This is a genomic window from Parasphingorhabdus sp. (assembly GCF_036964565.1).
Classification (GTDB): domain Bacteria; phylum Pseudomonadota; class Alphaproteobacteria; order Sphingomonadales; family Sphingomonadaceae; genus Parasphingorhabdus.
The window spans coordinates 359,814-372,029 of record NZ_JBALTN010000001.1 but is presented as its reverse complement, the minus strand read 5'-3'; the positions used below and the strand labels follow the sequence as shown (position 1 = coordinate 372,029).

The following is a 12,216-nucleotide window of genomic DNA, read 5'->3' as shown; positions in this document are numbered from 1 at the left end:
CTGGTCCGCGCTGTATTCCGGACGACTGGGCCTCGGAAATCTTGCTATGGGCGTTCATCATAACCTCCCTGGGGTAAAGCTGACTTCGTACAGTTCGGCCATTTCGAGATAGCCGGTGGCTTTGGTCCATGCGCGGCGGAGCAGGCCGGCGCGCCGGACCGTGGCGATGCGGTCAAACGAGACCTTTTCGCCAAAGGCAACCATGATCGGTTCGCCGTGAATGCGGACGCTGTCGCCGGGATAGATCGGCAGATTGCCGTCCAGTTCGACATGCGCATGAAAATGATCGGGGCTTTGCTCGATCTCGACCCGGCAGCCGGTGTCGAACGCCCGCGAGGAAAACAGGCCGGTCATGAGCGGCCGTCCTGCAGCATGCTGGCAAAGGTCGCGGTGTGATCCGGACCGAAACCCTGGATTTCGGCATCCTTGCCGGTTTGGGGATCGGTCAGGGTCAGCGCACCATTCTCCCAGCGGATCAACTTGAACGGCGGTTCGGAGCCGATCTGCTTGTCGGCCCGGACCTTGGCCATGCGGCGCAGGGTGGCGCGGACAAAACCGCCTTCGCCAAAGCCGATTTCCATGACCTTCGCCCCGGTCGCCGCATCGGTCACCACGACCGCACCGTCGGCCCGATCCGCGAAACGCAGTTCCCGAACCTGGGCAGGAGCGATTTGCTGGGCAGCACGCGATCCATCGGGGTCGCCGGACTGCGGGATCAGCCCCAGCCGGACAGCACCGGTCAGCGCCATGGTGAACAGCAGCAGGGCCGCTGCCGCTATCAGGGCGCCGGGGGGTACCGTCGGGTTATGGTCATGCGCGTGGCTCATACCGGCAGCCCTCCAAGCGGAATATCTTCGTTCCGTTCCCGCTTCGCCTGTTGCCGCGGGGCAATCGGCTGCACCTCCTGTGTCGCCTTGAACAGCAGCGCCGAGACCTTCTGCGCATCAGGGACCGCGCGCAGCATCGGCTGCGGACGAACGAAACGGAGCGAGCGGGCGTGCGGCCAGAGCATCAGATAGCCGAGGCGCGGCATGCCTTTCAGCGTCAGCACGATATTGCCCGAGCCATCGGCCAGCTGCTTCAGATTGGCGGACTCCAGTTCGTTCAGCGGAAGGTTGATGCACTTGTTCAGCGCCACCCCGATCCGCAGCACCAGTCGCCGGTTGGTCAGCGTATAGACGGTGGTGCGCGAAACCCCCCAGGCGAACAATATGAACAGGCCGACCGTGACCGACCCCAGGGCCGTCACGGCCATCGCCGTTCCCCAGTCGCCCCGGAACAGCGCCGTGGCCACGATCACGAGGAAATAGACAAGGGCAAAGCGGATATGGAGCGCCGAGAAGGCCATGGCTTTCCAGTCCGTTCCACCCTGCCAGATGATATGTTCGCCCTCCGGCAATTCGCCGGGCAGGCCGCGGACGGGTTCATGATCATATTCGCTCATATGATCGGCTCCTGCCTTTCGCGGTTGGCGTAGAGATAGCCACCACCGAAATAGGCAACGATCCGCTCTTCCTCGTAAAAGGTGATCTGGTCCCTCTTGGCCGGCACGGGAGCAGCGGCGAACTGATCTGCGTTCAGGGCGTCAATCACCACCTGCCGCATCTTGCTCTTCACCTTGGACATCGCCATCGGTGCCAGTATCGGCCTTCCGCCCGCGTCGATTTCCAGATAGCGAATGACATGCTCCGCATTGTCGACCCACAGATCCGTGACAACGCCAGCGACTTTGCCGTCGGCACCAATCGCGGTCATGCCGCGCGGATCAGCATCCTTGCCGTGCACGGCAAGATGGCCGACCAGTCCGATGGGAACGATCCGGTGGCCGCCTGCGGCGTTGAGATCGGGATGCCTGGCGCGTTCTGCCCATGCGGCCGGGCCAATCCCGTCGACCAGCGGATTTCCCGTCGGATAATAGGGCGCTCCGGGAGAGCGAAAGGTGCGGCGGCCTGCAACGTCCAGCTTTTCCCGGCCCTTCGTCGGCGTCGTCACCGTTCCGCGGCCAAAGGGCATCAGGAACGACTTGGCGGTGGCCGTCAGCAACGGTCCGCCTGCGGTGTCGACGCGCCCCGTCGTTTCATCCTCGAGCGGATAGCCTTCCCGGCGATCCTCGCGGCGCAGATAGAAAATCAGGGTCAGGAAAAAGAGTACAAATGCCAAAAATACCAACTCTGTCACATCCAGAGTTCCTACCAGTTTCACGTCATCCATCATCCTCACTCCTCAAAATTCAATTGTCCCATCAGGTCGGGAATTCGCTCAGACCGAATCCCGCAGCGTCACCATCCACCCGTTCCCGGCCGCGACCGATAACCGGGCCGAGCACAACCATCGTCACCAGCAGCAGCAAGATTTCCAGGCAGAAAACGGTGCCGTAGCCCGTTGCCCGGTCGGCCAGCGTCGGGCCCATACCTTCTGTCAGGGCAACATAGGCAATGCCGTCGCGGATCAGTCCGCCCAGCGCGATGCCGAGGCCCGCGCAGCTTGCCTGCACCGCACCCCAAGCGCCAAGCGCCAGCCCGGCGTTTCCCGAGTTCGAAAGTCCCATCGCCGCGACCATCGTCCCGACCGAAAAAAGGCCAACGCCGAACCCAATCACGGTGGCTCCGGCAAATAGCAGCGGAACCGACACCAGCGGTGCGGCGAACAGGGTCATCAGAAAGGCGGCCACTCCGGCCACGGCGCCGAGACCGGCCAGACGGAGGGGATCGGAACCATCGGCCAGGCGCTTGCCGCTGTAGGCAAAGGCGGCCAGCGCGCCGATCGCCCAGGTACCGGTAAGTGCGGTCGTGGATCCGACCGACAGTCCCAGTATCTGACCGCCATAGGGTTCCAGCAAGGCATCCTGCATCGCGAAGGCCATGGCTCCCAGGCCAATGGCCAGAAGCAACCGCTTGGTGTTTGGCCGGGCGGTGAAGGACGCCCAGATCGCCGAGAAGCGGGGATCGTCCACAGTCGACATGGTGATCCCGGTGTTGCGGGCTTCCTGCTTCCACAGCGCGACAATATTGAGCGCCATGGTCAGCGCGGCGGCACCTTGGATGACCTGGATCAATTTGGTGGCAGTAAAGGCGGCCAGCAGATTGCCGACGGTGAATGCGGCCAGCATCATGCCGACGAGCAGCATGACGTAGAGCAAGGCAACAACCCGGGGACGCTTGTCATCGGGAGCGATATCCGTTGCCAGCGCCAGTCCTGCGGTTTGGGTGACGTGCATCCCTGCCCCGGTCAGCAGGAAGGACAGGCAGGCCGCCGCGACGCCGACGACAAATGTATCGGGCCGGGTGACAAGGATCAGCGCAAAAGGCATGATCGCCAGACCGCCGAACTGGCCGAGCGTGCCAAACCAGATATAGGGGACGCGCCGCCAGCCTAGCACCGAGCGGTGGGTGTCCGAACGATAGCCGATCAGCGCCCGGAACGGCGCGACTAGCAGCGGAATGGCGATCATCAGCGCGACGATCCAGGTCGGCGTATCCAGTTCCACGATCAGCACGCGGTTCAGTGTGCCGTTCAGCAGCACCGCGGCAAGGCCGACGCTGACCTGAAACAAGGCGAGACGCAGCAAGCGTCCGAGGGGAAGCTCGACGCTTGCCGCGTCCGCAAAGGGCAGGAACCGCGTACCGACGGCCTGCCAGAAGGTCACAGCGGATGGCCGTTCGTTCATGCGCGGCTGATCCCCATGGCTTGCGATTTGTAGAAGCCGCTCGACACGCGCTCACTGAAATTCACGGTCCAGCCGTTCATCTCAGCCCGGATTTCCTGCTTCAGCCGACTTTCGGCAATCGGCTTGATCGCCGGCGAGCGATCACTGCGCGGAAAGGCCTTTCCGGTCGCATGCATGATTTTCAGCAGCGTCGTGCTCGGTGCAAACGTGAAGGCGACTTCGTTGGCGCGGGCAGACCAGGCCTGCAGCACGCCCATGACATCCGCCAGATCATAGTGAATCAGCGAGTCCATCGCGATCACATGATCGAAAATCCCGAGATCGCGGTTGCGCATGTCGCCCACCCGCCAGTCGATCGATAGATTTTTCGGCGCCCGTTTCTGCGCCACATCGATCAGCCCCTGCGACACGTCGATCGCGACCACGTCCGCGCCGCGCTCGGCGGCAGCGATCGCCAGCGCGCCGGTGCCGCAGCCGGCATCCAGCAACCGCATCCCGTGCATGTCGGCCGGCAGCGACGACAAAAGCAGCGCGCGCATCTGGTCGCGGCCCGCGCGCACCGTGGCTCGGATGCCGCTGACCGGCACGTCGGACGTCAGATCCTCCCACGCCTTGCGGGCGGTCTTGTCGAAATAGGTCTCGAGCCGCGTGCGGCTTTCCTGATATGAAGTCGAAGCCAGACTATATCCCATCATTCAAACCCCAGAAATTCGAAAATGTCGCGATCCTTCATCGGCCTCGCCGCCACCGGATCAACGCCGTTCCACAGCGTCCGCGCGAGGTTCATATATTCCTGCCTGGCCTGCTCGACCTCGGGAGAATCCTCCATCTCGAACAGGGTGCATTTCTTCAGCCGCGACCGCCGGATGGCATCAAGGTCCTTGAAATGGGCCAGGCGCCGCATGCCGATCGCATCGCTGAACCGGTCGATCTCGTCGGTTTCGGCCGAGCGGTTGGCAACCACGCCGGCCAGCCGCACATTGTAGTTCTTGGCCTTGGCATTGATTGCCGCGACGATCCGGTTCATCGCGAAGATGCTGTCGAAGTCGTTGGCGGCAACCACCACGGCGCTGTCGGCATGCTGCAGCGGCGCCGCAAAGCCGCCGCAGACGACATCGCCGAGCACATCGAAAATCACCACATCGGTGTCCTCGAGCAGATGGTGCTGCTTGAGCAGCTTGACCGTCTGCCCGACGACATAGCCGCCGCAGCCCGTACCCGCCGGCGGTCCGCCCGCCTCGACGCACATCACGCCATTATAGCCTTCGAACATGAAATCCTCGACGCGCAGCTCCTCGCTGTGAAAGTCCACGGACTCGAGGACATCAATCACCGTCGGCATCATCTTCTTGGTCAGCGTGAAAGTTGAATCATGCTTGGGGTCGCAGCCGATCTGGAGCACCCGGTGGCCGAGTTTCGAGAAGGCCGCCGACAGGTTCGACGAGGTCGTCGACTTGCCGATCCCGCCCTTGCCATAGACCGCGAAGACCTTCGCGCCCTGAATCTTGTCATCCGGGTCGAGGGCAACCTGGACACTGCCGTCACCATCGGGCGGGGAGTCGCTTCCATCCAATAGGGTCATATGCTTCTCTCTCCTGTCATTCTGCCGCGACCAGGCCTTCCAGCCGGTCCTCGAGATCATCGCTGGCATCTCTCAGGGCCGCCAGCGTCGCTGCGTCGGGGGTCCACAATTGCCGTTCGCACGCCTCGAGCAGGCGGTCGGCAACCCGGGCCGATGATTTCGGGTTCAGTTCCGCCAGCCGCGCGCGCATCGCGTCGTCGAGCACGAAGGTCTCGCTGATCTTCTGGTAGACCCACGGCGACACCGTGCCGGTGGTGGCCGACCAGCCCATGGTGTTGGTCACATGATGCTCGATCTCGCGCACACCCTCGAAGCCGTGCTTCAGCATGCCTTCGTGCCATTTCGGATTGAGCATCCGGGTGCGGGTCTCGAGATCGATCTGCTCGCCCAGCGTGCGGACCTTCGCCGCCCCGCCTTGCGTCGCGTCGACGATATAGACCGGTGCGGTCGCGCCGCGTGCCTTTTCCACCGCCTTGCTCATGCCGCCGAGACCATCGACATAATGGTCGATATCGGTGATGCCCAGCTCGACCGATTCCAGATTCTGGTAGGTCAGTTCGACCCCGGCTAGCTCGCTTTCGAACAGCCTGCGATGCTGGGTCGGCTCACCGCTGCGGCCATAGGCATAGCCCTTGTGGGTCTCGAACATGTTGGCCAGTTCGTCGGGATCGCTCCACGATCCCTCGTCGATCATCATGTTGACATTGGCACCATAAGCGCCCTGCCGGTTGGAAAAGACGCGCAGGCTGGCGGTTTCCAGATCGCAGTCATGTTGCGCCTGGTGCGTCAGGCTGTGCTTGCGGACGAAATTCCGGTCGGCCGGCTCGTCGGCGATGGTCGCGAGCCAGGTCGCTTCGGCGATCATCCGCGTCTGCAGCGGCAGCAGGTCGCGGAATATGCCGGACAGGGTGATCACCACATCGATCCGCGGCCGGCCCAGCTCGGCCAGCGGGATCAGCTCGGCTCCGGCCAGCCGGCCATAATCATCAAATCTGGGCCGCGCGCCGATCAGCGCCAGCGCCTGCGCGATCTGCGACCCCTCGCTCTTCAGATTGTCGGTGCCCCACAGCACCATCGCGATGCTTTCGGGCAGCTTGCCGCCATCCGTCAGGTGCCGCTCGATCAGCTGCTCGGCCTGGGCCCTGCCCTGCATGCACGCAAAGGGACTCGGGATGCGGAACGGATCGAAGCCATGCAGATTGCGGCCGGTCGGCAATACATCGGGATTGTGCAGCAGGTCGCCGCCGGGCGCGGGGGCGACAAAGGCGCCGTCGAGCGCGCGCATCAGCGAACCGAGTTCGTCATTGGCGTCCAGCCTCGCTTCAATCTCGGCGCGGTCCAGTTCGGGGCTGGCGCCGGTCATCGCGTCTACCAGGCTGTCGCGCTCTTCACCGGCGAGCTTGCCGCCAAACACATGCAGTCCCTGCGGGATCAGTTCCCGCTCGATCTCGTAGAGCCGGCCGGACAGGCTGTCCATGTCGCCGGCCTCGATATCCAGCGCCGCGCACTGGTCGCGGATCAGGATTTCCAGCTCCTGCTGTTCCGCCGCCTCCCGGGCCACCGTGCGGTAGCGTTCGAGCAGCGCCTTCAGATCGCCGAACCCCTTGTACAGCCCGGCCTCAGCCAGCGGCGGCGTCAGATAGCTGATCAGGGTCGCGCCCGAACGGCGCTTGGCGATGATGCCTTCGGACGGATTGTTCGACGCATAGAGATAGAAATTAGGCAGATCGCCCAGCAGCCGCTCGGGCCAGCAATCGCCGCTGAGCCCGGCCTGTTTGCCCGGCATGAACTCGAGCGCGCCGTGGGTGCCGAAATGCAGCGCCGCATGCGCGCCGAAATCCTCGCGGATATAGCGGTAGAAAGCCGAGAAGGCATGAGTCGGGGCAAAATCGCCCTCGAACAGCAACCGCATCGGATCGCCCTCGTAACCGAAGGAGGGCTGCACTCCGACGAAGACATTGCCGAAATGCGCGCCGAGGACCTGGATGCTCTGGCCGTCGCTCTGCTGCCGTCCGGGCGCGGGTCCCCACTGCGCCTCGATTTCCCTGAGCCAGTGTTCCCGGCGGACATGGTTATCGGCGCTGATCCGGGTTGCAACATTGGCATCAGCGCCGAACTGGTCAGCATTGCCATGGAGGATGGCATTGCGAAGCTCTTCCACCGTCTCCGGCGCGTCCACGACATAGCCTTCATCCTGAAGACGGTGCAGCGTCGCGTGCAGCGATTCGAACACCGCCAGATGGGCAGCGGTGCCCGTGGCTCCGGCGTTGGGCGGAAAATTGAACAGGACGATGGCGAGCTTGCGTGCGGCCCTGTCGGCCCGCCGCAGCCGGATCAGATTGGCGATCTTGCCGGTCAGCGCCTCGGCGCGCTCGGGGCAGCTGTGCATCGCCCGGACATTGTCATTGGCGGGGAATTTGCAGTTGCGGCTGCAACCCGTGCAGCCCTCGGGCGAGCCGTCGGATCGTCCTCCAAAGACACTGGGAGCGACCGCGCCATCCAGCTCGGGGATCGCCAGCATCATCGTCGTCTCCAGCGGCAGCACGCCCATCTTGCCCGCGCCCCACTGCTCGAGCGACTGGAATTCGATCGGATGCGCCGCGACATAGGGCACGTCGAGACCGGTCAGCGTCTCGACCGCTGCGTCCACGTCATTATAGGCTGGCCCACCGACCAGCGAGAAGCCGGTCAGGTTGATGATCGCATCGACCTGCGGTTCGCCATCGCGGACAAAAAATGCCTCGATCGCCGGCCGGGCATCCAGACCATTGGCAAAGGCGGGAATGACGCGCAGGCCGCTCGCTTCCAGCGTCCGGATCATGCCGTCATAATGACCGGTATCGCGGCCCAGCAGGTAGGAGCGCAGCATCAGCAGTCCGACCGTGCCGGCGGTCTGCTTTGCTGCCGGCAATTTCGCCGCGTCTTCGGCCAGTCGCTCCTGCATATCCGGATGATAGACACCGACCTCGGGATATTCCCGGGGCGGTTCGGGCGCCATCTGGCCAGCCAGTCCTGCGCGGTCACCGCTGGCATAGCGATCGATCAGCGCGCGCACCATGTCGACGACATTGTCGTCCGATCCCGCCAGCCAATATTGCATGGTCAGGAAATATTGGCGGACATCCTGCGCCGCGCCGGGAATGAAGCGGAGAATCTTGGGCAGCCGCCGCAGCATTTTCATCTGGCCCGCGCCGGAACTCGCGCCCGGCTTTTTCGAGCCGCGCAGTTTCTTGAGCAGGGCGAGCGGCCCCTTGGCCGGCTTGTCCATGCTGTAGCCGCCGAGCCGGGTCAGTTTGACGATATCGGCCGACGACATCAGCCCGATCATCGCATCGCACTGATCGCGCCGTTCGAGCAAGGCGGGCCGGATCGCCTGCACATGATCTTCCAGAAACAGCATGGTGGCGATGATGATGTCGGCCCGGGCGATGTCAGCCTTGGCGCGATCGAGAACCATCGGGTTGCGGTCCCAGTCGGACGCGGCATAGATGCCGATGGTGATATTGTCCTTGGCCAGCCGCATGTTGGCGCGCTCGACGGCACCGGCGAGATGATTGTCCAGGGTGACGATGACCACGCGGACGGATGGGCTGGCGCTACCGGGCATAATGCGCCTTTGCTTCGTACAGCGTTGCCAGCTCGATCGTGGCGACGCCCTGTTCCGAGGCGAAAGTCTCGGTATTCCGCTTTGCCTTGCCGCGCACGAAGAACGGAATTTTCTTCAGCTCGCGCTGGGCGTCCTCGCTCCACACCGCTTCAGTATCGTTGGCCGGCGTTGCCATCGCGTCTTCCTTGACCGGGGCGGCATGTCCGGGTCCCAGATGCGAGGCGCCGGCGTGATCGTTGAACTCGAAATCATCGCGGAACATGGTCAGCAGATGCTCTTCCAGCCCCATGACCAGCGGATGGACCCATTCGTCGAATATGACATTGGCTCCCTCGAAGCCCATGTGCGGCGAGTAGCGCGCCGGAAAATCCTGAACGTGGACGGGCGAGGAAATCACCGCGCAGCCGATGCCGAAGCGCTTGGCGATATGGCGTTCCATCTGCGTGCCCAGCACCAGTTCGACCTGCGCATCCTCGATCGCCTGTTCGACCGCGAGATGGTCGTCGGTAATCAGCGGCTCGACGCCATAGAGTTTTGCCGCCGCCCGGACATCGCGGGCATATTCGCGGTTGTAGCAGCCGAGGCCGACGACCTTGAAGCCCAGCTCCTCACTGGCGACCCGGGCAGCCGCAACGGCATGCGTGCCATCGCCAAAGATGAACACCCGTTTTCCCGTGAGATAGTTGGAGTCGATCGAACGGCTCCACCAGGACAGGCGCGACAATCCGTCTTTGAGCATCGGCTCGGGATCAATCCCGGCCAGCGCGGCGACTTCGCGCACGAAGTCCTTTGTCGCACCCACGCCGATCGGCACGGTGCGAACGGCAGGCTGTCCGAATTCGCGCTTCAGATAGTCTGCCGCCAGATCGCCCGTTTCCGGATAGAGCACGATATTGAAATCCGCTTCCCCCAGCCGGGCGATATCGGCGGCACAGGCGCCCAGCGGCGCGGTGACGTTCACGTCAATACCCATCTTTCCGAGCAGGCTGCTAATCTCGACAATATCATCGCGGTGACGGAAACCGAGCGCGGTTGGCCCGAGCAGATTGACCAGCGGACGCCGACCATTCTTGTCGCTCGCGCGCCGGCCCTTGTCGCTCAGCGTGCGGACAATCTGGTAGAAGGTTTCGGCCGCGCCCCAATGTTCCTTGCGCTGGTAGCTCGGCAATTCGAGCGGAATGACGGGAATCGGCAGCCCCATTTTCTCGATCAGCCCGGCCGGGTCATCCTGGATCAGCTCGGCTGTGCAGGATGCGCCCACAAGCATGGCATCCGGGGCAAAGCGCTCGACCACATCCAGAGCCGCTGTCTGGAACAGCTGCGATGTATCCTTGCCGAGATCGCGCGCCTGAAAGGTCGTGTAAGTCACCGGCGGCCGCTTGCCGCGCCGTTCGATCATCGTGAACAGCAGGTCGGCATAGGTGTCGCCTTGGGGCGAGTGCAGCAGATAATGAATGCCTTCCATCGCGGTGGCGACCCGCATGGCCCCGACATGGGGCGGTCCTTCATAGGTCCAGACGGAAAGCTGCATCGCTAGACCCTCAGCACGTCGCGCCGGCGCAAAGGCCGGGCAAAAAGTTCGGCCAGATCGCCGGCCTGGTCGAAACCGTGGATCGGCGAGAACACCAGTTCGATCGCCCATTTGGTCGAGAGCCCTTCGGACTCCAGCGGGTTGGCGAGGCCGAGGCCGCAGACCGTCAGGTCGGGCCTGATGGCGCGCACCCTGTCCAGCTGCTTGTCGACATCCTGCCCTTCGCTGAGCTGGACGCCCGCAGGAAGCGCGGCCAGTTCCTGCGCCAGATGGCTGCGGTGCAGATAGGGCGTACCAACTTCGGTCAGTACCATGCCCAGTTCGTTGGCCAGAAAGCGCGCCAGCGGCACTTCCAGCTGCGAGTCCGGCATGAAGAAGATCGTTTTGCCCGCCAGCCGCTCCCGGTGATGCGCGATCGCCTTCAGGGCGCGCTGCTGGTAGGGAGCCAGTATCGCGTCGAAGCGTTTCTGCTCAACCCCGAATGCGTCTGCAGCGGCCTGCAGCCAGCTGGTCGTGCCCTCGACTCCGAACGGGAATAGTGCGTCCAGCCGCACCCCACCGCGTTCCTTCAGACATTGCGCCGTATCGCCCAGAAAGGGCTGGGCAAGCAGGAAGCGGGTGTTGGGACCAACGCCCGGCAAATCCGCAACCGCGCGCTCCGGCAGGCTCGCGACATTTTCGATACCGAGCTCGGCGAACAGCCGCAGGAACTGGTCCTCGACAATATCGGGGAGCGAGCCGACGATGATCAGATTGGCCGGCGCGTCGGCCGCCAGCGCCGGCATCACCGGAACCAGCGATGCCAGGCAGGCATCCTCGCCTTCGGTGAAGGTCGTTTCGATGCCGCTGCCGGAATAGTTGAGAACCCGTACCTGCGGCGCATGTTTTGCGCCGAGCCGCTGCGCCGCCTTGGCGAGATCCAGCTTGATCACTTCCGAAGGACAGCTGCCGACGAGAAACAGCGATTTGATCTCCGGCCGCCGCGCCAGAAGCTGATCGACGATCCGGTCGAGTTCTTCATTGGCATCGGCCAGCCCGGCCAGATCGCGCTCTTCCATGATCGCCGTCGCAAAGCGGGGCTCGGCAAAGATCATCACCCCGGCGGCGGACTGCAGCAGATGTGCGCAGGTGCGCGAGCCGACGACGAGGAAGAACGCGTCCTGCATCTTGCGGTGCAGCCAGACGATGCCGGTGAGGCCGCAAAACACTTCCCGCTGACCGCGCTCTTTCAGAACCGGTGCGCATGCCTCGCCGCTGGCTCGGGCAAGAGGCAGGATGGCGTTCATGCCGCCACCGCCACGGCGCCTGTTCCCTGCAGCCGCGCGATGCGCAGCTTCCATAGAAACTGTCCTGCGTTGATCACATAGGTCGCATAGGCGGCCAGAGCGACGTAAAGCCGCTGTTCAACGCTTCCGAAGCTGCCGAGCAACATCACCAGATAAATTGTATGGAGCGCCAGCACCGCCATGCTGAACACATCTTCCCAGAAGAAGGGCCGGGCAAAAAGCCATTCGTCAAAAACGGCCTTTTCCCAAATCGATCCGGTGATCATGATCGTGTACAGCACCAATGTCTTCAGTAGGATAGACATCTCGGCCGCCAGTTCGCCTTCACCGGTCAGCAGGAATCGGATGACCAGGGCGAGGCTGCACAGGAATATGAGAAACTGGATCGGCGCCAATATTCCCTGCACCAGGGTCCAGACCGACTCGTCACGCCGTTTGCGCTGGGCTTCGGTATACAGGGAAACGGGATAACGGGTTCCAGCGGAAGCCTCGCTTTGCGGGGTTGTCAGGCTTGGATCCCTACTCTCCATCATGTGATGATCG

11 protein-coding genes are annotated in these 12,216 nt (G+C 63.4%); all 11 read right to left on the bottom strand.

Going from position 1 to position 12,216, the window contains the following annotated elements; translation table 11 throughout:
• Positions 1-57: 57 nt before the first annotated feature.
• From V7650_RS01830 to bchF, 11 genes are read right to left on the bottom strand one after another with little or no spacing between them, the layout of a single operon-like run.
• On the bottom strand, positions 58-354 hold the full coding sequence (locus tag V7650_RS01830) for a hypothetical protein (protein ID WP_335654529.1): 297 nt from the start codon (positions 352-354) through the stop codon (positions 58-60).
• The gene (gene puhC, locus V7650_RS01825) at positions 351-827 is read right to left on the bottom strand and encodes a photosynthetic complex assembly protein PuhC (protein ID WP_335654528.1); all 477 of its coding nucleotides are present in this window, start codon (positions 825-827) and stop codon (positions 351-353) included. The genes V7650_RS01830 and puhC overlap by 4 nt, the downstream gene beginning before the upstream one ends.
• Positions 824-1,444, bottom strand: a complete 621-nt coding sequence (gene puhB / locus V7650_RS01820) for a photosynthetic complex putative assembly protein PuhB (RefSeq protein ID WP_335654527.1) — start codon at positions 1,442-1,444, stop codon at positions 824-826. The genes puhC and puhB overlap by 4 nt, the downstream gene beginning before the upstream one ends.
• Entirely contained in the window at positions 1,441-2,214 is a 774-nt protein-coding gene (gene puhA, locus V7650_RS01815; protein WP_335654526.1) for a photosynthetic reaction center subunit H, read from the bottom strand. Before puhA ends, puhB begins: the two co-directional genes overlap by 4 nt.
• A gap of 28 nt (positions 2,215-2,242) precedes the next feature.
• On the bottom strand, positions 2,243-3,667 hold the full coding sequence (locus V7650_RS01810; RefSeq protein ID WP_335654525.1) for a BCD family MFS transporter: 1,425 nt from the start codon (positions 3,665-3,667) through the stop codon (positions 2,243-2,245).
• Entirely contained in the window at positions 3,664-4,362 is a 699-nt protein-coding gene (bchM, locus tag V7650_RS01805; RefSeq protein WP_335654524.1) for a magnesium protoporphyrin IX methyltransferase, read from the bottom strand. The genes V7650_RS01810 and bchM overlap by 4 nt, the downstream gene beginning before the upstream one ends.
• Complete coding sequence (bchL, locus tag V7650_RS01800) at positions 4,359-5,249, bottom strand: ferredoxin:protochlorophyllide reductase (ATP-dependent) iron-sulfur ATP-binding protein (protein WP_335654523.1); 891 nt, start codon at positions 5,247-5,249, stop codon at positions 4,359-4,361. The genes bchM and bchL overlap by 4 nt, the downstream gene beginning before the upstream one ends.
• A 16-nt stretch (positions 5,250-5,265) precedes the next feature.
• Positions 5,266-8,856: a magnesium chelatase subunit H gene (locus tag V7650_RS01795; RefSeq protein WP_335654522.1), complete on the bottom strand. Its 3,591-nt coding sequence runs from the start codon at positions 8,854-8,856 to the stop codon at positions 5,266-5,268.
• Positions 8,846-10,387 (bottom strand): ferredoxin:protochlorophyllide reductase (ATP-dependent) subunit B, encoded by a 1,542-nt coding sequence (gene bchB, locus V7650_RS01790; protein ID WP_335654521.1) that lies wholly within the window; start codon positions 10,385-10,387, stop codon positions 8,846-8,848. The genes V7650_RS01795 and bchB overlap by 11 nt, the downstream gene beginning before the upstream one ends.
• Positions 10,388-10,389: 2 nt before the next feature.
• Positions 10,390-11,673 carry a ferredoxin:protochlorophyllide reductase (ATP-dependent) subunit N gene (locus V7650_RS01785; protein WP_335654520.1) on the bottom strand — a complete coding sequence of 428 codons (1,284 nt, stop codon included), beginning with the start codon at positions 11,671-11,673 and terminating at the stop codon, positions 10,390-10,392.
• A complete protein-coding gene (gene bchF, locus V7650_RS01780) occupies positions 11,670-12,203 on the bottom strand; it encodes a 2-vinyl bacteriochlorophyllide hydratase (protein WP_335654568.1) in 534 nt (177 codons plus the stop codon). The genes V7650_RS01785 and bchF overlap by 4 nt, the downstream gene beginning before the upstream one ends.
• Between the last annotated feature and the right edge of the window lie 13 nt (positions 12,204-12,216).